The organism is Ancylobacter sp. SL191 (genome assembly GCF_026625645.1).
In the GTDB taxonomy this organism is placed as follows: Bacteria; Pseudomonadota; Alphaproteobacteria; order Rhizobiales; family Xanthobacteraceae; genus Ancylobacter.
Genome location: NZ_CP113056.1, coordinates 3,007,126 through 3,032,567, shown reverse-complemented (window position 1 = coordinate 3,032,567; position 25,442 = coordinate 3,007,126). Strand labels below are relative to the sequence as shown.

The 25,442-nt window shown below is 67.5% G+C and carries 1 protein-coding gene; it reads right to left on the bottom strand.

Translation table 11 applies throughout. From position 1 onward, the window contains the following. Window positions 1-41: 41 nt before the first annotated feature. Entirely contained in the window at window positions 42-25,406 is a 25,365-nt protein-coding gene (locus OU996_RS13730) for a PKD domain-containing protein (RefSeq protein ID WP_267582172.1), read from the bottom strand. Window positions 25,407-25,442: the final 36 nt, after the last annotated feature.

Here is a 25,442-nt window from a genome sequence, read left to right as displayed (position 1 = left end):
GCCGGGGACTGGCATTCGATCGCGGTATTAAATTACCTCAATCAGCGCCAATCCTGTGAAACATCTCCCCCCTCGCCCCAACCCGCCAATGGCGCGGCGGAGGGATGGGGAACTTCCCACGCATCATTCACGGGCAGGCCGAGCGCCTCACGCAGGGCCTGCGCCCGCTTGCGGCGGTGACGCGCCGAGGCTCGGTCGGCGGTGAGCGCGAACAGCCCTCCGGCGGCAAGCGAGGCGCCCCCGACGGCCGACCACGTCTCCCGAATCCCTTGGTGATCCGCATCCATCCCGGAAGCATCTCCACGGGGCTCCAGCACCGGGCGGAGCGCGATCACCGCCTCCGAGCGCTGCGCCAGAGTGACGGCGCTGGCGAAGGGATGCGTAACCGCGAGTTCCGGCAAGACAATACCGGACGCCGAGGCCAGTGTGAGACGGGTCGGCGGCGTCAGCGCGGCACCGCGCGAGGCGGGGTCGCCCTCCGGTGGGAACTGTCCCTGAGTAGCGGGCGCACCCCCCTCGCGAAGCTGGCCCTGATTGCCCGCCGGAGTCTCGTCCGGTTGGCCCGATCCGCTGCTCCCACCCGTGGATGCGGGCGCCCCAGAACCGGGCTCGGTCGTCGGGCCCGCCCCACCGAATTGCGAGGGAGACCGCCCGCCGCTCGGGGTTTCCAGATTGAAGCGGATCGTCTGCCCGTCACCTTCCGGATCGGCCCCGTCCTCGGCGCCGTCACGCCCAAAGAAGCCGAAGCTCGGCGGCGCGCCGAAGCGGGTCGCCATGTCGGTCCCAGCATCGCCGAGGCCCTCCTCGCCCGGTGCCGCCGCGCCTTCATCCGCTCCGGTGGAACCGGCCAGCGCCCCGTCGATATTCGGCTCCGGCGTGGCGGTCAGATCGGGCACGGTGACCGTCATGACGATGGACAGCGCTTCCGAAACATCGCCAGCATCGTCCATGGCGGTGATCGTTACGTTGAAGGCGCCGCTGCGGCCGAAGAAGTGCCGGACATCGAAGGTGCCCGTCACCGGATCGACCGCGACCGTGCTCGACCGCCCGTCGCCCCAGTCGATGCTCACCTGATGAATGTCCTTGAGGCCGACATCGGTGACGCGTCCGCTCAGATCGACCGCGCCGGGCAGGATCGCCCCGCGCCGAAGGAAGGCGATATCACCCAGCACCGGCGGCACATTGTTGACCGTTGTCTCCAGCACGGCGGTCGCGGTGGCACCGGCATTGTCGGACAGGGTGACGGCGATGGTGTAGCGCGCCGTGTCGAGCGCGGTCAGTGCGTCCTGCAGATAACGGTGCTCGACGCTGAAGCTGCGGGTGAGCGGGTCAACCGTTACCAGCGAAGCCTCGCCGTCACCCCAGTCGACGACGACCTCATGCGTGTCGCGGCTGCCAATATCCGCCACTGTCCCAGTGAGCGTAACGATGCCGTTCTCGTCGATCTCAGCCGTCGCCGCGACCGTCGGGAGGCTCGGTGCGACGTTGCGCACGAGAACCTGCGCCGTCTCAACATCCTCCCGCGCCACGTTATCGCCAATGGCGTCGTCCACCGCCGTGATGCGAACCGTGTAGCTGTCAGCCTCAAGGCCGAAGGAGCGGGCATCGTCGAGATAGCGATGAGCGGCAGTGAAGGTGCCATCCGCCGCGAGCGTAACCACCTCACCCATCTGGCCCAGGGACTCATCGCCCCACAGCACGGTGATGACATGGCTGTCCAGCGAGCCGACATCGCTGACCCGTCCGCTCAGCGTCACCGTGCCGTCCTCGTCGATTTCCGGCGTCAGGATGATGTCCGACAGTTCCGGCGCGACGTTGGAGACCTGCACGACAGCCCCGGCCCCGACGCTTGCGCCCGCATTGTCGGTGAGCGTGAGGCTGACCGCATAGCTGTCCGTCGCCAGTCCGAAGGAGCGGCCATCATCGAGATAGCGGTGCGTGACGGTGAAGCTGCCATCCACCGTGAGCGTGACGATTTCCGGCGTAGCCCCAAGGGTCTCGTCGCCCCAGAACACGGTCAGCAGATGGCTGTCATTGACGCCGACATCGCTGATCCGCCCGGTGAGGGTGACGATGCCGTTCTCGTCGATGGCCGAGGTCACGGAGACGTCGTGGAACTCCGGCGCCACATTGTCCACCCGCACGCTGGCCTCGGAAACCGCCGAGCTAGCATCGCGATTGTCCTTCACCGACACTTTCATCGTGTAGCTGTCGGCGAGATTGCCGAAGCTGCGGCCATCATCGGCGTAGACATGGGTCAGATCGATGGCGCGGCCAGCGGTGAAGCTGTAGTCGCGCACCGTGCCGTCGCCCCAGTCGACGGTCAGTACATGGGTATCCAGCGAGCCCTCGTCGACGATCACGCCTGTCAAGCGGGCCAACCCGCCCTCGTCCACTGCGCTGGTGAGCGCGATGTCGGTGAGCTTCGGGGCGGTGTTGACCACCACGACGCTGCGCGAGGCGGTCGCCTCGTCGCCCGCCTCGTCCGTCACGCGGAGGGCGACGGTGTAGCTGTCGACCTTGCTACCGGCGGACAAGGCATCGTCGAGGTAGCGATGCGTCACGCGGAAGGTGCCGTCGGCACCCACCGTCACGCTCTGACCCACGCCCCCCTCGGCCTCGTCGCCCCACAGGATCGTCAGCACATGGCCGTCGAGCGTGCCGACATCGGTCACGGTGCCGGTCAAGGTGACAGTGCCGTTCTCGTCGATGGTGGAGGTGACCGCGACATCGTTCAGAACCGGCGCGACATTGGTGACGGTCACGGCGCGGGTGGTCTCGCTCTGCGTCACGCCATCGCCGGCGCTCAGCGTCACCGTGTAGCTGTCCGCCTCGAGGCCGGCCGAGCGGGCATCGTCGAGATAGCGATGCGAGGCGGTGAAACTGCCATCCGGCGCGAGGTCGACCGTGACCGGGCTCGCGCCCGCCGCTTCGTCACCCCAGAGGAGGACGAGGCTGAGCACATCAAGCTGGCCGGCATCGCTCACCTTGCCGGTAAGCGTGACTGTGCCGTTCTCGGCGACGATGCCGGTGAGGCTGACCGAGCCGAGCTGCGGCGCAGCGTTGGTTACCGCGACAGAAAGATCCTGAGCCGCGCTCTTGCCGAGCGCGTCGGTAACACGGACCGAGACCGCGTAGGTATCGATGCCAAGGGCGCTCTGGGCATCCTGGGCATAGCGGTGCTTGAGGTCGATCACGCGATCCGTCGCGGCGACCGCGAGCGTCTCCACCGTGCCGTCACCCCAGTCGATGACGAGACTGTGGGTGTCGTTGAGATCCGCGTCCTCGATCAGTCCGGTGAGCCGCACATAGCCCCCCTCGACGACTGAAGGGGTGGCGAATTTGAGACCGGACAGGCTCGGCGGCTCGCTCGCCACTTCCGGCGCGAGGCGGTTCACGCCGGTGCCACCGTCCTTGTCCTCGACCGTGACGGAGATGCCGAAGGGCGCCGCCGCGGCGGCGGCGCGCAGCCCCGCGCCATAGCGATGCTCCACGGTGAAGCTGCGCTCGCCGCCATTGAGGTTGATCGTCTGGTAGCGCTCCGTATCCGTGCCGAAACCCCAGTCGATCGTGACACTATGGGTGTCGAGCAGGCCGGCATCCGTGAAGCTGCCGCGCAGGGTCACGGTGCCGCCCTCAACCACCTTGCTCTCGTCGAGCGCGATGACCAGAGAGGACGGCGCGTCATTGACGACAGGCGCCAGCGCAGTGGTCGTAGCGCTCCCGAAATCCTGATCCGTCACCGTAGCGGAAACGACATAGCTTGCCGCACCTACCGCGTTGTCGGCATAGGTGTGGGTGGCGGTGAAGGAGTATCCACCGCCGATCTCGCTCACGCGCTCGCTCGACTCCAGCGTGGTGGTGCTGCCATCCCCCCAGGTGAAGATCACGCCATGCGTGTCGTCCACGTCGTTGTCGGTGAAGACGAGCTTCGCCGTCACCACGCCCGGCTCCGTGGTGCTTTCCGGAGTTACGGTGAAGGCGGAAACCACCGGCGCGGCGTTCAGCACCGCGATGGCGATGCTTCCCGTCAGCGTCGGCGTATCGCCGCCTTCGCTCATCAGAATATCGATGATCGACAGGGTCGGGTCCGCCTCGACGCCACCGGCGCGGGTGAATATCTGCGTGGCGCTGTAAGTTTTGACGGTAAGGTTCTTCGCCGCGTCATAGGTCGTGGTCAGCGCCTCCAGCGTCACCGGCCCGCGGCCGTCGCGCCAGTCGATCTGGACCGTGTAGCTTCCATCCTTGCCGGGATCGGTCAGGCTGAAGCTCACCGTCACCGCGTCGCCCTTGTCGACGCTCACCACGGCGGCGCTGGAGCGCTGGCCCGTGCCGTCCACGCCATTGACCTTCACATCGCGGATCGAAGCCAGCGGGTTGACCACGCTAACCGTGGTGGAGCTCTGCCCCTTGGAACCGGCGTCGTTGCGATCAGTGACGACGGCCTTGATCTGGTAGACCCCCACCACGGGGAAAGCCGCGACGGCGGAGAAGCTCTTATCCGCGGCGTTCACCTTGACGTCGGCACCGGAAAGCACGGTGCCGTTGCCGAGATCGATGACGACCGAGTGGCTGTCGCCCGAACCAGCATCGCTGTAGCGGCCGGTGATCAGCACCTGCTGCATCTGGTCGAGCGTCGCGCTGGAGACCGCGAGTTCCGTCACCACCGGCGCCGCATTGGTCACCGTCACGGAGAGGGCCGTGGCATCGCTGCCGCCGTCATCATCCTTGAGCGTCAGGAAGACCATGCGCGCCACACCACCCGAATCCGTCGCATAGACGTGGGAGATATCGAAAGTGGTGGTGCCGGCGGCGAAGTCGTAGTCGGCGTTACTGCCATCGCCCCAGTTCACCGTGAGGGTCCGCGCATCGGCGATACCGGCATCGGCCATCGCGCCGGTAATGCGGAAGGGAGTGCCCTCGGCAATCGTCGTCGGCGCATTGACAGCGCTCAGTACCGGCGCCGCATTGCTGACGCTCACCCGGTGCGTCCGCGTGCCGGTCAGGCCCTCGCTGTCGAAATAGGTCACCTTCACCGTGTAGGTGCCCTGCGCTCCATAGCTGTGCGTGGCGGCCTTGCTGGCGCCGGCGTCAAGGCTCACCGTCGCGCCATCACCCCAGTCAATGGTCCAGCCGGTAATTCTGTCGCCCACGAGCACGGATTGGGTGGGGTCGATGAAGCCCGGGTCTGTCGCGGTGAGGTTGAGCGTGACCGGATCGCCCTCCTTGACCGTGCCTGTGTCGGTAATCGTCACGGTCGGGGCGATGTCGGCGATGGTCACCGACGCGTAGCCAAGGGCCGTAGCGCCGCTCGTGTCCTTCACCCGTCCGGCAACGATGAAGGATCCGGAGCGCAACGCATAAGCCGCCGGTATGGCCACGGTCGCCGTCATCTCGTCCGTCAGATCCCACGTGCCATCGCCGTTGAAATCAAAATCATAACGAAGCCGCGCGGCGTCGTAGGGCGCCGCATCGGTTGCCCCGGTAAAGCCGATGACCGTCTGCGTATCGGGAGTCGACGCGCCCTCGGTGCCGGCTTTGAGCTGGCTGAAGGCGGTAAACGTCGGCACCGCATTGGTGACAGTGAGGTCCGCCCGACGCGTGGTCGAGGTCGCGCTGCCGCCCGAACCGTAGATCACGTCAACCGAAATCGCGTTGGCAAAGGTGCCATTGGCGATGATGCCGGCCGCCTTTGCCTGTTCCCAGTTCAGAGTCGGCGCCGCACCGCTCAGTCCGGCCACCACCACATTGTTGACGCTCCAGACATAGCTGGTCGGCAGGCCCATCGCGGTCACCGAGAGCTGCACGGCGCCGCCCGCGACCATGGTGGCATCCGCGAGCACGACCGTGTCGCCGGCGCCCGGCGTGGTGGACGGCGCGGGCATGACGACGCTCATCGTCACCGGCGTCGCGGTCGTCGGCGTGGTCGGGTTGTCCTGGTCGAACACCCCGACCGTCACTTGGAAGCTGCCGGGCGTCTCATAGACATGGCTCGCCTCGCGCACGCCGGCGCCATAAGTCTTGACCGTGCCGTCGCCCCAGTCGATCCGCCAGCCGGTCGGCACGTCTTCCTCGGAGGTATCGGTACTGGAGAAGCGCACGGTCGCCGCGGCGCCGAAAGTAACAGTGCTGGCCGCGACCGTGACGCCGACCTGCGGCTTGGTGTCGTTCACCGTGACGCGCACGCTGGCATAGGCGGAAAGTCCGTCCTCATTCGTCGCCAACGCGGCGAAGGTGAAGCTGCCATCGCCGAGGATGCCGATGGCGAGCAGATCGAGCCAGCTGAGCGTCAGCATGGCCTGCCCGTTCACCACCGGGGCGAATTTGTCGCCATACTGCCCGTCGCCATCAAGGTCGAAGGAGATGAGGCCATTGACCAGCGCCGCGCTGCCAATGTCGCTCACCGCGACCTTCAGCACGATGCCGGAACCTTCCTGCGTCGCCGCCACCGGCCCGAAGGCGATGGTCGGCGGCAGGAGTGTCCGGCCAGTCGTCCCGCCCGGCGGCGGGGCCGAGGTGCCGAAGCTGGAATAGATCACTCGTCCGGAGCCGGTGGCCGCGACCTGACCGTCTTCGAACACCAGCGATCCAACCTGCGTGCCCGCAGAGTTATAGGCAAGCAGGGTGCTGCTTCCGGGATCGAAGGACAGCACATCCGCGCCGCCATCGCCGTACAGATTAACCGTCGCGCCGTTCGACATCCCCTGACCAGTGACGTTTACTGTGTCGATGCCGTCGCTGCCGACATTCTGCGAGCCGCTGTCACCGTAGACAGAGATCTGCGAAGCGTCGACGCGCACCAGATCGAAGCGATCGGCGCCGCTATCGCCATACAGCGTGACGATGGCGCCGAGGCCAGTCGCGTAGACGGTGAAACGGTCATTGCCGCCGCCGCCGTACACAATGAACGACGCGGAGGCTCCGACTGCGCCAATGACGAAGCTGTCGGCTCCTTCACCACCGTCCAGATTGACTCGCGCCAGCGCGCCAGCGCCGGTCGTGACGATGTCGAAACTGTCGTCGCCGTCCTCGCCCTTGACCGTGATGTTCGACGCGGCATTCGCGGCGCGCAGGGAGATGGTGTCGTCGCCACTGCCGAGATTGACGACGGTCGTGGCGCCGACATCGGAGAGCACCACCCGGTCCGCGCCGGAGCCCGTGTTGATCGTGACGTACGTCACGCCGGTCGCCGCGCCGATATAGGAAATGCGGTCCGCGCCGCCTCCCGTCGCGACGATGAGGTCGTCCACGCCCTGATGGCGAACCACCGAATCCTTCGGCGTCACCACCTCCGACAGGTCGATCTGGAAGGTCGCTAGGCCGCCACGCTGCAGGGCATTGCCGATGCTCGTCACATAGACCGTGAGCCGATTGCCGACCTGGTCACCCAGAATGATCGAGCTGGCGCCGACCAGGCCCGTTGCCCCGCCCGAGCCCTGGCGGAAGATCTGGATCGCCCGCGGATTGACTTTTCCGGTCGTGTCGTCACGCTCGAATATCGAAATCGCGCCGGTGGCATTGAGAGCCACCACATATTTGCCGCCCGGCACAACCGCGAAATCGGTAATGTCGGTCGCACCGCGGGCATTGTCCACGCCCTGCCGCACTTCCTGGATCAGTACGCCGCCACGATAGACGTCGAAGCCGTTCAGGGACGGTCGCGCCACATAGCGGATCTCGCTCTTGATGCTGCCGTCTGAACTGCCGTTTGAGGTGGCGGAAATCAGGCGGGACGTGATGAACGCATCGAAGGACAGGGCGCCGGTCGAGAGGTCGCGGAAGAATCGCAGCTGGCCGCCCACGCCCTCGCTGGTCACCGCGTTGATGTAGACGAAGGCGCCGGTGATTCGCATGTCCGTCAGGCTGGCGAAGGTCGGGCGCGTCGAGGAACCGCCGTTGTGGGTGGGAATCGCCGTGTCGATCACGCCGTCGCGGACCACCGTCGTGACGGTCCCCGAAGCCGTCGCCGACCACAGCGAGGCCGAGGCGCTGTCAACCGTCAGCGTCGTCGTCGCCCCGGACGACCCGGGGGATTGAATCCAGGCCGTGATCGTGAAGGTAAAGAGCCCGCTGCTGGTCGTGGCCGTCTGGGACTCCGCGTTGCGGGCACCCTTCTCGAATTTATTGAAGGTCAGTGTGCCGTCGGCCGCGCGGGTAAACATCGCAACGCCGGTTTCGTTAGCCGCGTTGGTGGCATTCACGTGCAGCTCGGTGGCGGACACCGTGATGGTGCCGAGCGCGCCGAGTTCGGTGCGTCCCTCCACGCCCTGCCGGAAGGCCTGCTTCACCGTGCCGTCCGTGGCGATGACCACGAGCGTATTGGTGGACTTGTCGATGCCGTAGAACACCGCGCCAGTCGTGGTGGTGGCGCGCACCGCCTCGTCAAGCCCTTGCAGGTCGCTGCTGCCGGCCGACTTCTCCTGCGCGATGGTGATGTAGGCGATCCCGCCATCTTCGATGATGCTGTCCTGCGGAGCGAGCGACAATGTCGTGCCACCCGCGACCACGCTCGCGGTGACACCGGTATCGGTCTCGCGCACCAGCGTGATCCACACCTGGCCCGGCAGCAGCTTGTCGACCTGCGTCAGGCCGGTAACCCATTGCTGCTTGGCCGAATCCCAAGTCTGGGTCAGGTAGCCATCAAGCGTCAGCGCCTTGTCCGCCTCGTCATTAATGCCGAGCTTCGGGGCGTTGAAGGTGATGCCGGATGTCGTGCCGGTGCCCGTGAGGTTCACCACCACGATCACGTCGAAGCCGGCATAATCCTGGTCGAGCGTGATGGCGCCGCCGGACAGGGCGGAAAGCTGTGCCATGGTGTCGAAGCGCATGACCGCGACCAGCGCCTCGGGATCGGCTGCCTGAATACCGATTGTGCCGGCATCGAAATCGAGTCCGCGCCCGTCCAGCAGGTTGCCGCTGGCGTTCAGCAGAATGCCCGCGGTGCCCGCACCGTGCTGCAGGCCGACAATGTTGGCAGTCTCGACGGTGCCATTGAACATGGCATTGACACCGCCGCTTCCCGTGGCATGGCCCGTGGCGACGCTGGCGCTGCCGATGATGTCATCAGGCCCGCCCGCATAGGCGGTGTTGTCGAGCACGATGGCGCGGCCATTGCTGCCGCTGGCGCCCGCCGCTGCGTCTCCGCCACCCAGGCCGCCCGCGCCACCGGACACCTTCACGTCGATGCCGTTGATGCGAATATCGGAGGCGATGAGCTGCACCGTGCCGCCCGCGCCGCCGGAACCACCCGCGCCGTCGCCGCCCGCACCACCTGCCGCGCCATTGCCACCCGCCGCGCCCGCCGCGCCGGTCGCCCCCGTGGAATCCACATTCACACCGGAACCGCCGGCCGTGCCATCGCTCCCGTTGGTGCCAAAGCTGGATGTCCCGCCGGCGCTGCCGGCACTGCCGCTCGAGCCCTGGCCACCGGTCGCCGCGAGCGTGCCACCGCCCAGCGCGACGATCTTGCCGGCGGCAATAATGGCAAAGGCACCGCCACCGCCGCCGCCCGCACCACCGGCGCCGCCGGCGCCACCCGCGCCGCCCGCGACGCCATCGCCGCCCGAGCCGCCGTCGCCGCCCTCGCCACCCAGCCCGGAGGGTCCACGCTCCGAACCGCCGCCGCCGCCGCCGGCACCACCGCCACCGCCCCCCCCCGAGCCGCCGGCGCCGCCACCCGCGCCCGAGCCGCCGGCCGCGCCACCGCCGCCGGCCGAGAGGGCGAGACCCGTGCCGCTATTGCTGCCGCCCTTGCCAGCCGCGCCATCGGCGCCCGCCGCGCCGGCAAGGCCATCAATGCTGGCGCCGGTTAGCGCATCCGAGGTCTGGCCCTTGTAGGCTTCCTTGCTGGCAATGATTTCAGGTTTCCGGTCGTCTGAATCGGAGTAGCCGCCGCCCCGGCCCCCGGTCAGCGCGCCGTCGACAAGGACCCCGCCGCCATCGCCACCCGCGCCCGCCGCACCCGCCGCGCCGCCCTGGGCCACCGTCGAGGCGCTGCCGCCCGCCGAACCGCCCGCCATCGCATGACCGCCCGACCCGCCGGCACCGCCGGCTGTACCGGAGGTGCTCGCCCCGGCCGCTGTGCCATCCTCACCCGCGAAGCCCCACTCGCCGTGATAATGACCCCAAGGGTGGTATTGAGGATCGACACCCGCGGTGCGCCGCTCGGCCCGGGAGCCGGCGCCGCCCAGGCCGCCATCGCCCCCCTCACCGGCCGTGCCCGCCGTGCCGCCGGTGCCGGCCGCGCTCGTCGCGCCACCGACGCCACCACCCGCCCCGGCGGTGCCCGCCCTATCGAGCGCCCCATTGGTGCCTTCGGCGGCATTGCCGCCATTGGCCTCGAAGACGACACTGGCGCCGATCTCGACATCGCCGAGAACGTTCAGCGCCAGCGCCCGCGTGCCGATCACCTTCACTGTGGTATTGTCGGTAATCTTGAGATTGCCGTGAATCGTGAGCGTGGCGACACCGGTGACGTCATCGACGGCCCAGATCGCGAGAGAGCTGTGCGGGCGCGACCAGGATCCGCTGATGGACGGCGTGGCGCCACTCGTGTCGATGGTCAGGGTCGAGGCATCGCTCGTGCCGAACTGGACCACCGTGGCCGACACCGTATTGCTGAGCGACTTGACGACACTGTCGCGCTCGAACAGGCTGAGCGCCTTGACGTCGTCGACATAAAGGCTGCCCGTCCCGTCAAGCTTCCAGCTCACCTGCGTCAGCGCGGCGAAATCATCCGCGAACACCAGGGGCGTGCCCGCTATGTCGACAGTGTAGCTCTTCGCCACGGTCTGGCCGGAGAGCGTCGTACCGGTGACGGTCACCGTTCCGCTCGCGCCCTCAGCAAGACGCAGTGTCAGCCCCTGCAGGCTGAACACGCCGCCGGTGGCCGAAGTCTTCATCGTCACCGTCGTGCCGGCTGTCGAGGTCAGCACGCGCCCGCCATGGTCCTGCAGGGCGAGATTGCCGGCAGGATTGGCGTCGGCAATGGTAAAGTTGAACCCATCCTCGCTGTAGAAGCGGGTACCCATCGTCCCGTCGAAGGAGATGACGCCGAGAATGGCCGATAGGCGGTCGAAATCCGCCCGCGGATCGGTCTGGCTGACAATGCTGGGATCGGCCGACATCAGCACAAGGTCGCCATTGATCACACCGGTGACGTCGCCACCGCTGCCGGAGGTGACGGTCAGCCGGTCGCTGCTCGAAGTTCCCGCCTTGAGCACGAATTCGTCGGCACCGTCGGCATCGAGCACGACAATGCCGTCCTGCTTGAGAATACCGCCATTATAGGCCCAGTCGCGCGCCGCGCCGCTCGTGCTGTCGTCGGCGACGAAGCGCTCAACCACCTTGGAGAGCTTGGCGAAGCGATTGGTGATGCTCGTATCGATCGTGGGCGGGATGACGACGGCGAGTGTATCGGTGCCTTCCTCGCCATCGATGAACACGTCGCCGCCGACGCTGATGGCCCGCACCTCATCATTGCCGCCGCCGGCGCTCACCGTGATCTTGAGCGCGCCCTGCGCCACCGCTGTCGTGTTGACGATGACGCGGTCATTGCCCGAGCCGAGCGCGACATCGATGCCCTCGATGCCGGACGAGGTGAACGCGCCGGTCAGCAGACCGTCAAAGGCGACACCGCCGGCTTCGTCGTGAATGTCGACCGACAGCGCATCGGTCGCAGCGGAACGGTCGAGCCGCACCGCGTCCTCATGGCCCTCGCCACCATCGACCACAATGCTGGCAACGGCCTCGCCGATCACCAGCACGTCCTTGCCGGCGCCGAGCTTGGCGGTAACGGCCTGACGGGTCTGGCTGACCGTCACCGTGTCGTTGCCGCCGCCGGTGTCGATACTGACGGCTCCCGATGCGCCGGTGAGCATCACCGTGTCGTCGCCGGCGCCAAGCTCCACGCTGGTCGTGCCGCCGAAGCCGGCGAAGCTTGCTAACGTCGCGGTCTTGCCATCGGCCTTGTAGGTCGCGCTGGCCCGGCCCGACATATCGGTGCCAAGGGTAAAGGCGATATTGGCGATGGCGTCGGCCTTCAGGGAGAACGACACCGCGTCGTCGGCACCGCCGAGGAGGGTCAGCATCGAGGCAATAGCCGCGAAATCACCGCTGGCCTTCCTATCGCCGACGAGGATCGTATCCGCACCATCATCGGCGGTGGCGGTGCCGGACGTGATCGTCGTCGTCACCGACGCCGAGGCGGCCTCGACCGTGAAGCGATCAGCCCCCTTCCCCAAGGTGATGCCGAGCGTCTCGACGCTGCCGGCCACATTTTTATAGGTGCCAAGGTCAATGGCCGCTACGCCGAGCCCGGTGACCCGCAGCCCGTCATTCTCCAGCACGCCGACCAGCGCGGAGGTCGCGTTGGATGCATCGATGAACAGCGAATCCGTTCCCGCGCCGCCGCGCACGCGCAGCAGGCCGGAGACGCCGGTCGGGTCGACCGAAACGGCATCGTCGCCATCACCGAGGTTGAGCAGCGCCTCGCTCGCGACCCCGCTGACCGTCAGGCGGTCCTCGCCCGTGCCGGTCCTGATCTCAAACTCGTCACCTGCGGCTGCACCCGCGAGATCGAGCCACCCGGAGGTGCCAAGGCCGGTGACGCGGGTCGCGCTGCCGGCGGTGGTGAGCCCGAGCGCGAGCGAGGTGCTGGCGGATGACAGGTCGAGCAGCACGCTGTCACTGCCGTCGCCGCCCGTCACCGTGATTTTGCCGGCCAGCAGGAATGGATTAGCGGCGCTGAACGTGATCGTGTCGGCCCCGCCGAGCCCGTTCACGGCGAGGCTCGTGTCGCTCTCGATGCGGCTGATGGAAATCTTGTCGCCATCCGCGCCGCCCTCGATCGTCACCTTGGCCGCCTTGAGCTGGCCATCGAGGGTGAGGATCGTGCCGTTGGCGTCGGTCTGAAGCTGCTTCTCGCCGTTCAGGCTGGGCACATCGCCCCGCAGCGTGATGCCGGCGGCGCCACCGGCCTCGATCTGCGCGGTCTGGTCCATAGTGATATTGTCGGCGGCCTTCAGCGTGACCGCCCCCTCCTTTGCCTGCACCAGCGTGGTGCGGGTCAGGCTGATGTTCTCCCCGTTCGAGCTCCGCTCCAGCGTGGCGAGGGTGATGTCGCCGGTCCGGGCGATGACCGTGCCGATGGTCAGACTGCCGGTCCCCACCACATTGATGAGGCCGCCCGCGACGGCCGAGAGCGTGTGGGTTGTCACGATCAGCGCGGCATCGGTGCTGCCGATGAGCGTTCCCGCGTTGAGTTCGAGCGTGTTGACGGAACTGATGGCCGCGGTTGTCCCGGCTCCGGCGTCCGCGGCATAGATGCCGCCGCCGGCGCTCAGCGTTACAATACCCTCTCCGAAACTCTTGGAGATGCTGACGACCTTAAGGTCGTCCAGCGCGTCGATGCGCACGCTCTTATAGGCATTCGCGGTGACCGTGCCGTTCTTGATGACGACCGCAGCCTCCGCATTGCCCACCGCGCCGTACTGCGCGGCCAGCGAGATACTGGCGGCATCAATGGCCGATGCGGCACCCGCTCCATAGATGCCGCCGCTGAAGGACCAGCTGGTGATCCCGACGGTGCCGGTGGTCGAAATCGCCCCCGTCAGCTGGACGCTGCCATTTGAGGCAATCGCCACATTGCCGGCCGGTGTCGTATCGGGTTGCTTCACCGTGGGGGTCACGAAGGCGCCCTCCGCCGTGCCACCCTCGACGACGATACTCGCTGTCGCCGCGCTAATGCTGGTCGCGTTGATGGCGCCGAGCCGGAGCGTCTTGTTCGAATTGTTGGTGATACCCAGCGTCTCGAAGCCGGTGACGGCGAAGAACTTTGCGTCGCCACCGCCGATGGTCGCCCTCGAGGCCCCCCCATCCCAATCGGAGGGCGTGATGCGGAACAGGGCACGCGACGCGCCACCCTGCCCCGCACTGATGTCCCCGACGGTCACGGTATCGTCCGTCACCGTCACATCCGCCGTGATACCCGATTTGGCGACCCGGCCGCTCTCATCGATGATGATGCTTGGCGCGTCGGTACCGGCGAGCTTGACGGTGCCATTGAAGTCGATCGCGCGGGTGTACTCGACCTGGCGGTTCCATGTCGCATCGCCGAAATCAACGAGCGCGGAACTGCGATAGGCATTGCTCCAGAATTGCGCGTCGGCCTGCGCATCGACGAGAACATCAAGCGTCACCGCGTTGATCTCCACATTGCGCCCGACCGTAGCATTCGTGCCGATCTTGGCCAGAAGATCAGCCCTGCTGTCCGTGTCGCCGCCAAGGCCGAACATGTCGGCATTGGCCCTCGCCCGCTCGTAGATCCCGGCCTGGGCCGCCTTGAGCGTCACCGCGCGACCCGAGAGTATGGCGGCGCCTTCAATCGTCACGTCAACGGACGAGCCTGTGCCGCCGATCGTCGACGTCGCATTGGTGTCACTCACACCGGCGCTGGTCTTCGACTCGGCATCGGAAGTCACGCGCAGCTTGGTGACGCTGGCGAGGACGTTCAGGGCCTCGCCCGCCGTGAGCGTCTTCGCGGAGACGCTGGTGAGAGTCGTTGAACTGTTGTCGGCGGTGGCGGTCGCGGACGAACCGGAGACACCACCCAGCGAATTGGTACTGGCATCCACCGCCATCTCGGTCGCGGTGCGCGAATCGAGCGTCAGGTTTCTTCCGGCGCTCAGCTCGGCGTCGGAGTCGATCGACGTCGTGGTCGTGCTCGCATTCTTGACCGAGGCTCTCGCCAGCGACCCGGCGATGATGCCGCCGCTGCCGCCATAGGCCGTCACGTCGAGCGTCTGGCTGGCTTCACTGACGATATCGAGATTGGTGCCCGCCGTGATCGTCGCGCTGCCGATCCGCGTTTGACTAACTTGTGCGTTCTCCGCGACGGCTTTGGCGAGAATAGCGGAGCGCAGGGCGAGACTGCGTCCGTCCGCCGTGACATTGAGCGTCACATCGGCGTCCGTGCCGATGGCGATATTGGTGCCGGCGATGGAGGCATCGTCCTCGACGGTCACAGTGGTTTCGGGCGTCGCCGTCACCGTGACGCTGAGACCCGAACCGGAATCGAGTGCAAAAGAGGCAGACTGGCCCTCGGCGGAAACGGTCGCGCGGCCTTCCGCGCGTAGGGCGACGTCGCCGCCGCGCAGCGCGGCCCCCTTGCCGACCGTCACCGCGGTGCGCGGATTGGCCGACACACTGACCAGCACCAGACCCGCCGCCAACGCGCCGATCTGGCCCCCGAGTAGCTTTGCCTCCTGCACGGTGACGACGGAATCCGCCTTCACCCGCAGCGCACCGTCGGCATAAATCTCCGCGTATTCGCCGACGCTCGCGCTCGTGGACCCGCCGACATCGATGAGGATAGCGCCGGCCTGGGCGCTGATACCGCCGGCCGAAAGGGCAAGGCCCATCGGCACATCACGGCCGAGAACCTTCGCGTCGCGCGGCTTGAGGGTGGTATGGCGAACGGCATCCACGGTGACCGAGGACGCCCGCGCCCCGTCCGTGTTCTCGCCGATCTGCGTGCCGTCGCCGATGGCGGCGACCACGTCGACATTTTGCGTGGCCGACAGCAGCGCCACGCCCACCGCCACACCACCCACCGTGGCAGCCGCGACGGTCTGGGCGATGACATCCGTGCTCTCCGCCCGGACGCTCACAGAGCCGACGCGGGTCAGGCTTGCGCCTGTGCCGGTGTCGCCCGGCCGGACGCCGATATAGGCGGAGACGGAACTGGTATCGCGGATCAGCGCCACAGCGCCACCCAGCGCGAAACCACCGCCGGCGCCAGCGAAACCAAGAACATCGAGCTCCGTCGTGCGCCTGGCCGCAACGGCCACATTCACCTTGGAAGCGGCGGCAGAGGTGGCAGAGGTGACCGAGACGCCCGCGCCGACATAGGCCGCGAGATCGGCGTCAAGCGAGATGACAGCGACGCCCACACCCACGCCAGCAAGACCCAGCGCCGCGCCGCCCGCACGCACCGTGACATCTACGTCCTGTGTCGCCTGCACCGTCAGCGAGCCCGTCCCGCCGTTCGCGCCAACGGTGACGAGCGCGCCATCACGCACCGAGGCACTGGTGCCGGCCGGATCGACCGCCGTGCCCACGGCTTCCACCTCCGGCGCTGCCCAGGCCCTTAGCCGCTGACGGGCCTGCCTGTCGGCCGCCGTCGCGCCCTCCGTCGGGCCGCCGCTGACGTCGGTTCCCAGCTTGCCGTGGAGCGAGGAGAGCATGCCGCTGGTCGAGTCGCTGACACTGCCGCTATCGCCCGTCAGTGCATTGCCGGTCTTGCCGTCCGTTTCGTAGCTGTCGTCGAGATTGCCGCCGATGGAGAAGACGACAACGCCGCCCGCTGCGGCGCCAAGGCCGGCGCCGCCGGCCATGGCCGTCGTGTCCACCGTCCAGTCGGACGCCGCCGTCACCGCGACCGACGCGCTGGCGGTCACCTGGGCCGACGGACCGATCGAGGCTTTGGTGTCGTTGCGCAGCGTACCCACGGCGACCGATCCGCCGGCCCCGACCATACCAACACCGCCGGCGCCGGCGATGAGCGTGACATCGGCTTTGTTGTCGGCCGCGACCGACACGTCGCGTGCGTCGACCACCGGTGCGCGGCTGGCATTCTCGCCGATGGCGGCCGTGGTGTCGGAGTCGAGGGCGATATAGATGACCGCGCCACCGATACCGGCGATGAGGCCGCCACCGAGGCTGGCCGCGACCGTCGTCACATTCTCGGCCGAGCCGGCACCGACCGTGACCCTGCCGTTCGTCGCCGTGACGGTGGCCCCGTCGCCGATCAGCGCCTTCGTGGTCTTCTCGACCGAGATGTAGTCCACCGCGCCGGCACCGCCGCCCAAACCGGCAACGCCAACCGACCCCGCCACCTGGATGATGTCGGTCGTATCCGCCGCTGTGACATCGACATCGGCGCCGGCTGTGACGGTCACGCCGCCATCGATGAGCGCCTTCGTGTTCGTGTGAATGTCGGTGATAGTGAAGCTGCCAGCCAGCGCGACCTTGCCGGCCACGCCCACACCCGCACCGACAAGAATGAGATCGGCCTCGGCCTGCGCCCGCACGGTGACGTCGCCACCGGCATTCACCAACGTCGTCGCGGCCTGCGTGCCTTTGATCTGGGCGATGGTATCGCCGGAGAGAATGATGCCGCTCGCGGCCAGCGCGCCCGCGACCGTACCGGAGCCGGCAAGGCCGCCGCCGATGCTCAACGCTTCATAGCTGCGCCCGGCCGCGACGAAAACGCCCGCATCGCTAAAGGGCGTCGCACCCTCATTGATGCGGGCGCCCTCGCGGATTTCGGCCGTCGTGGCGATGTCGTGCACCGCCACGCTGCCAGCGATCGTCCCCGCGGCCGACCCGGCAAGTGCCGCGCCCGCGCCGATGCCGAGGAAGCGGTTGGTGCTGACCGCCGTGACCGAGAGACCCTTGCGCGTCGAGGTCAGCGCCCCGGTATGACTGCTGTCGTCGAGATCCTCATCGAAGGAATCATTGTCGATCTCCGGCGCGCGCAGGCTGAGCGTCGGGACCAGGCTGTGGCGTCCCAGAGTGCTGCTATCGACATCGGTCACCGACACGCGGTCCGCGGCCTGGCCGCTCGCCGCGGCCGCTGCCGAGCGGTAGAGCGCGAAGCTGTCGTCGTCGATGCGCCCAACATAATAGCGCGCGCCATCCGTCAGCCCGCCCAGCGCGACGCCATTGGCGAGATAGGTGACCTCCTGCCCGGTCTTATAGCCATGGCCGGCGACCGTGATGGCCGAGCCGATCACGTCCGCGTCGTCGAAATTGACGATCAGCGGCAGGTCGGACTGGTCGGAGTCCTCGGGACTCGTGTCGCTCACCTGCCCGAAGGTGCCATCCTTCACAGAAGCGGCCATTCCTTCGCCCAGCGCGCTAACCTTGGCGCGGGCGCCGACATAGGCTTGCGTGGTGACGTCCAGCACACCGATGGCGAGCGGAATACCTGCCGCCGCCGACCCGCCGACCGTTAGATTGGCCGAGATGGCGGTAAGGACGACGTCGGAATCGGCCTCGACCACCACATTGCCGCGGGCATGGACCGTGGCATCGTCGCCGATAAAGGCGCGCGTGGTGAAATCCGCCACCGAGACGCCCGCCGTGAGAGCCCCGGCGGCCGACCCGCCGAGGCTGCCTGCCGCGGAGACGCCGAGATTGGACGCGCTGCTGTCGGCGGTGACGACGACATCGCGCTGCGCCTCGACATTCGCCTTCGCGGCGATGGAGGCTTCCACCGTGCGGGAGAGGACGCCGACATCGACGCCCGCGCCGATCGCCGCCGAGCCGCCGAGGGTGAGCGAGCCGGCGACACCGGTCAGCTCAAGGTCACCCCGCGCCTTGACCACCACATCGCGCGCGGAGGTGACCTGGCCACCCGTGCCATCGGCCGCACCAATGGTCGCCGTGACCGTGTCGTCGACCGTGGTGACGCTCGCCGCGCCCGCGAGAGCCGTGCTGCCACCGCCGGAACCGGCCGCAGCGATGATGAGCAGTGGCAGGTTCGAGCGGGCTTCCACCCCCACACCCTGCCGCGCGGCGCCCTCGAGATCGGTGAAGGTCTTGGACCGGCGCGCGCTGGCATTGACCGTGGCGCCAGAGGAAATCCGCGCCGTGGTCGTCGTGCTCGCGACGAGAACGGTGGCGGACAGACCCAGCGCGGTCGTACCGGCCAGCGCGATCTGGCCTGCGCCGGCGATGATGGTCGCCTCGTTCTCGGCCAGTACCTGCACATTATTGCCAGCATCGACCTGCGAGGCGCCGTCAATGGCGGCTAGCACATCATTGTCGACGACATTGACCGAAACCGAGCCACCGAGCGCGGTCTGCGCCCCGCCGGCGGCACCCGCCGTCAGGGTCTTGACGGTCGCCGCTTCCCGCGCCGTGACGCGGATATCGCCATCGGTACGGACGAACGCCTTTTCGCTCTGCCCGTCATAGCTGCTGGTCCCGGCGACGGCGATACGGCTGGTGACGTCGTTGACGATGTAGTTGACGCCGATGCCGGCACCGACCGCCGTCCCGCCGGATAGCGCCAGCGAGCCGGTGAGCGAGCGGATAGAGGAATCGTCCTGCGCGCTCACCTCGACATCGCCGCCAGTGGAGCCCGAGCCCAATGCCTCGATGAAGGTAAGCCCGATGATCTCGGCGGAAACCGAGTTGAGGATACCGTTCACCGAGAGTGAGGCACCGACCGCCGTTTTCCCGCTGAGGGCCGCCCCGACCGCGAGCGAGGCGATCTTCGCGTTCGACTGCGCGCTGACGGTGACGCCGGCGCGCGAGGTGGTCAGCGTCGCACTGTCGATGGTCGCGGTGGTCCGCGTGGAAATCTGATTCCAGCCGAGCGCAGCGCCAATGCCGCTGCCGTTGCCGCTGAGGCCGAGTGCGCCCGCCACCGCGGTGATCTCGGCATTGTCTGTAGCCTCGACGGCGACAGACCCGGCCGTCACCGTGGCGTTCTTCAGCGTCGCGGCGGTCTGCCCCCCCTTGTCGCGCTCGAACACATCGCCATCGGTGGTGATGAGGTTCGCCGCCAGCGTGAAGCCGACCGATGCACCGGAGCCGCCGCCGCCGCCGCCGCCCGCGCCGATGGCATAGGCCTCGATCTCCTGCTCATTGGCAGCGTTCACGGCCAGGTTGCCCGTGCCGAGATCGAGATCGGCCCGGCGCGTCGTGCCGAGAGCTTCCGCCTTGGTGCTGGACACCAGCATGTTGAGGGCGACCGAACCGCCCACGCCGGCTCCGGACAAGCCGATCCCAACGCCGCCGCCAATGGAGAAGATGTCCAGCGCGTTGCGGGCCTCCACCGCGACATTGGCCGCGCTCATGGTGGCGGGGGTCGCCGCCCCGTCCTCGCCGCGCTCGACGTGCACGCCGTCCAGCGTCGCCGTCGTCTTGTTGGTGATGTGGGTGGCCGCGACCGAGCCGCCAAAGCCGCGCTTGGACGAGGTGGTAACGCCGATGCCGACGGTGAAGGTGTCGATCTCACCCGCCTGCGTGGCCTTCACCGAGAGCTTGCCCGGCCGCGTGCCTGCCACCGCGCCCGCGGTCGCCGCGCCGGCGAGCGTGATCAGCAGCGCGTTGCTCGGCGTCGGGCCGCTCAGGCGGTTGGCGACGAAGGATTCGGTGACCGAGGAATTCACCGTGACAGCGAAGGCCCCGCCAATGGCGTTACCGCTCTGCCCCCCATAGGCGACGGTGACGCCGCCAACGAGGTTGAACAGATCCGCCTCGTTCAGCGCCTCGACCGTCATGTCGGAGGTGCTGATCGTGCCCGCCGCGTTCACATAGGAGCGCACCGTATCGTTGCCGACCGTCACCACCGCCGCGCCGGCGAGGCCAATGCCGCTGCGCGAGGAAGGCGCTGACTTCGAGGCATCGAGCGAGGCCACCTGCGAGGTGCCGCTGCTCTTGCCACCGCCGCCGGACATGGACGAGGACGGGTTCAGCCCCCCGGTGAGGTCGGATTCATGGGTGGCGTCGTCTTCCAGTTCGGAGTCCGACTCCGAGGAGCTGCCCGGACCGCTGAGTGTGCCGGCCGCGATGATGTTCACCATCGTTCCCGTCGCCTTGGCGGAAACGGTCACCTCCGACGCCTCGATCCGGATTGCGGCCGCCGGCGTCGACCGGATGTCGCCGCGGGAATCGGCCCCGATGAAGGCCGTGACGTCGCGGTCGACATTGAACACACCGAAGGCGACGCCGACGCTGGTCGTGCTCGCCCCGCCCCAGACAAAGGCGCCGGCGAGGTTGAACATATAGCCGTCATTCACGGCCTCGACGGTGACCGCCCCGCCGCCGGTGATGGTCGGCGCCGCGGTCGCGGTCGCGACGATGCCGGCATCGACACGCGAGCGCACCACGGTGACGAGGCCCGATCCGGCGATGGCATAGCTGGCATCGTCGCCCGTCAGCGCCCCCGCCTGCGAGAGCGCGACGCGCGTCAGCGTCTCCTTCGCGGTAACGTCCAGCGCGCCTTCCTCGCCGATGGCGACGAGCACATCGCCCTCGATACGGGCGACGCTGTCAGACAGATAGACCGCCACCCCGAGCGAGCCGCCGGCACCCGAGCCGCCGGAACGGTTGAAGAAATCGACCAGGCTGCCGCCCTTTGCCGCTTCCGCCAGACCTTCCTTGCGGATGGTGTCGGAGAGCCCCTCGCCCAGCGACCAATTGCCGAAGCCGGCAATGTCCACCGTCTCGTGCAGCACCAGCGCATTAACCGCGACGCTCTGCTCGTCGGAGGGGCTCCAGGGCTGACCAAACAGGTCGTCGGAACGCTGGTTGATGCGCGCGCCGCTGAGGATCTGCGCCTTGGCGCTGTCGTCATAGACCAGCGTGGTAATCGACCCCGACACACCGATGGAGCCGGCCGCGCCCGTATTGGCGAGGGCGACGGACCAGTTGTTGACCAGCTGGGAGAAGCCCAGCGTGCCGTCCATCAGCGTCTCGCGCGCGTCTTCCGGGTCTTCGTTGAACGCCTCGAGCTGCTTGTCGAAGAAATCGGACGGGCTCTCGCCGATCACATCCTCAAGGCCGGCAAGGAACGGGTATTGCGTGGTCGCCTCGACCGTCACCGTGTCGACCGCGTCGACATCGGCGCTACCGCCGATTACCGCCTTGGTGTCATTGCCATAGACGCCGACCGTCACTGCCAGCGCCACCGCCTTGTCGGAGGCCGAACCGCCATCCTCCGGCTTCACCGTGAGGCTTTTTGCGGCCAGGATCGACTTCTGCTCGATCGCCGCCTTCACATCGACATCGGCGCCCGAGGTGATGACGGTCCGCACCAGCGGGTCGGTGCCGACCAGCGCCGACACCTTGTGGTTGGTGAAGGAGAAGGCGACCGTGCCGCCGATGCTGAGCCCGCCATTGGCGCCGGCCTTTGGCGCCTCCTTGGTGGCCGCATTCTCGTCTTCCGTGCCGTCCTTGACCTCGGCCTTGCCGCCGGCCTTGGCGGGGTCGCCATCCTCGCCGGAGGTCTCGGCCTCGGGGAGCGCGTCATCGGCCGTAGCATCACCGAGCAGCGCGTCGATGTAATCCTGCGCGTTACCACGGGAGCCCGCAACATCACCGCGCTCCTCACCGTCGTCCTCGTCTTCTTCCTCGGCGCCAGTCTCGGTCTCGGCCGCGTTCTCCAGCTCGCCATTCAACACCGCATGGACGCCGATGCCGGTGGTGAGGTCGTTGGCGGACAGGCTGTGCTTGTCGCCCGAGCCCAGGCTGGTGAGGTCGATGGCGTGCGCGCCCTCGACGTCGCTTGCCTCCTCCACCAGGCGGAAATGATCGGCATCGATGACGACGACATAATAGGTGGCGTTGTCACGCAGGCCCGAGATCGCGCGATCCGCCAGCGTCACCGTCTCGGTCGCAAGCGTACCCTTCCCATCCTGCACGGTCTGCTCGACGCTGCGGGTGCGGGTCGGGTCGACGCGGTAGACGACCTGCTGTCCATCCACGAAGCCGTGCGCGGTGGCGGTGACGAGATCGGTATCATCGTCCACCGCACTGGCCGCGTTGATCGCGACACCGCCGCCGAGGAAGGCGAACATATGCGTGCCACCGGACGGCGCGGCGCCAAGGTCGATCACCGCGCCGGTGCTGGCGTCGAGAAGCTGGAACGTGTCGGCGTCGATGACGCGCACCGCATAGGTGGCGCTGGTGCTGAGCCCGGCCAGGGCCTCGCTGTCGTCCGCCCCGTCCAGCGCGTAATGAACGAAGGTCGGCGCCGCCGGATCTGTCGAAAAACCGTGATTGCGCAGCGTGATGGTGTTGGCGACGTCGTTGAGCCGCATCAGCGTCAACCCGGCCTCATGCGCCGCGCGCGCGCCTTCCGCCGCGCGCTGGAACAGGTGCCGCCCAAGCGCTCCCTCCTGCGCCACCGCGATGGCCGGGCCCCCGGATGTCGCCTTGAGCTGGAAGGTCGACGCGTCGAGAACCTCGACGATGTAGCTCGCCCCGTCCGTCAGCCCACCGATCGCCGTTTCGCCGGCTGGGGCCTGATAGGTGATGCGGTCTCCCGTCTCGAAGCCATGCCCATCGATGCGGATCGTCGCGCCGGATAGAGCGTTCAGGCTGCCGCTGGCCGCCTGTGGAATCTGAAAGCTGTGGGTGGATTCCGGATCGAGCCCGTCCGTCCCCAGATCGATGGACGGCTTCTCGGCGAGCTGGAACGTGTCGTCGTCGGTCTTGATGACGTAATAGACGCCGCCATCCTCCAGCCCGCCAATGGCGCTGCCCGCGACGGGCGTGCCCAGCACCGGGGAAGCCTCAGCCTTGTAATAGACCTTCTGCCCCTGCACGAAGCCGTGCTCGGCAATGCTGAAGCTGTCCTCATCGAGGTCCACGACCTCGGTGTCATCGCCGTCGAACGCCTCCGGGCTTTCCGCCTCATCGTCGGGCGAGCCTTCCTGAACGCTCCCGCGGGCCGTGACCCGGCCGTCGATCCGCGTCTCGACATCGGCGCTGGAGAAAGCGAGCGAGAGCGCCACGGCCCCCTTGGCATCGCCAACCGTCTTGCTGGCCGACTCGGCCTTCATCGTGAGGTTGCCCTCGGCGACAAAATTGACATCGCCGAGGCTGGAGATGGAGGCACCCGACGCCATCGTCACATGGGCGTCGAGATCGAGCATTCCGATGATGACGGCCAGCGACTTTGCGTCGCCGGCGCTGGCGCCTCCGGCGTTTTCCGTGCTCTTGGCGGCAATCTCGACCTTGCCCTCGATCTCCAGCGCCGCGCCGGCCTTGATCAGCACGTCGTCGCCAGCCTCAATGGTGGTCGTGCCGAGCAGTTCCACGCCCACCTTGCTCGCGGCACTGCCGATTCCCACGGCGATCTGCGCGCCGATGGAGGTGGCGTCCTCGCCCGGCTCCACCACCACATCCGGCCGCAGCGAGACATTTGTGGCGGACTCGATGGCGACACTGCCCGCGGCATGGATCGACGCGTCGGTGAGCGTGATCGTGGCGTCGGCACCTTTGAAGAACACCGCCGCGCCGAGATTGGACAGCGCGGAACCCTCAACCGCCCGGCCAGGAATGCTGGCGAGCTTTTCCGCCAGCGCATCCGTGAGGAATGTCGGTAGCTCCGGCAGGGCAACGCCCAGATCGACATCGTCAAGCGTGCCGGAAATAGAGGTCGCTGAAATCTCGATGTTGGAGCCGGTCAGCGTCGCCTTGCCAATGGTGATGGCTCCCGCCTGCCGGTCGAAGCTGAAAGGAACAAGCGAACCTAGCAGCGCCTTTGCAAGGGATTCCCGCGCTTCGACCTTGATGGTGATGTCGCCGGCCTCGCCCCCGGCCCCGGCCGCTCCGGCCAGAAGCTCGGCGCCCGATCTAATGGAGAGGCTGCGCGCACCCAACTCGATGGCGCCGGATCCCTCGCCCGACGCGGAGGTGTCGATACGCCCGCTGCCAGTGACTGTCAGTGTATCCGAAACGAGGGTTACAGCCCCGCCGCTGGTGGCGATCCGCCCCTCCAACGTGATCGACCCGGTATTGGTGAGATAGGCGAAGAGCTGCTCCTCCGCCACGCTCGCCGCCGCCGTTCCGAACAGGTCGCCAAAGAAGGCGCTCTCCGCGCCGTTCAGCCCCGCGTCCTCTTCCGGCTCATCGGCGAAAGGGGCATAGCCGCGCGAGGTCGTTACATCGAGATCGGCGGCGAAGTCCGGATCGAGCGTACGGATGGTGACGTCGTCGCCCGCGAAGAGCGTGCGCGAGCCCGACACGGAGAGCGACTGGCGCGGCGACTGGAAGACGATTCCCTGCCCGGCGACGGCGCCAGCGTCGGCGAAAACGAGGCGACCATCTTCAGCGGCGACATCGGCATCGCCAAGCACCAGATCATTCGCCGCGGCACGATCATCCCACAGCGTCAGGTGATTGACTTCGGAGGTGATCTCGACGGTGCCGACCTTGTCGAACAGCACCGAGTTGAAGCCGTCCGCCGCAATGATGCCGGAACTCACGGCAACGCGCCGCACGGTCAGCTCGTCGATGACCTCGTTGTTGCCCGCCGCAAAAATCAGCTTGTCGTCGCCCGCCGTGCCGGAGAACAGCACCTGGGTCGTGGTCGGGAAGCCGGCGCCAAGGGTCACCGTGTCATTGCCGGCCGTGCCGACCAACTTCACGCTCAGCACCGAAGACAGGTCATATTCGGAAACGGTCTGGTCGGTGCGGGTATTGACGACCTGCAATTTATGCGTGCGCTGGAGATCGGCCACCTCCACCACACGCAGCAGGACCGAACGCGGTTCGGCGTCGACGCCAATGGTCGCGAGATCAATGGTCAGCGGCGAGGCGCTCAGCAGAAGGCGGGGTTCCAGTGCCTCGAGACGCAGGGCGGAACGACGTTCGCGCGGCGCCATGACAGCGCGCGACGCGGTGGAACGCAACCAGCGATA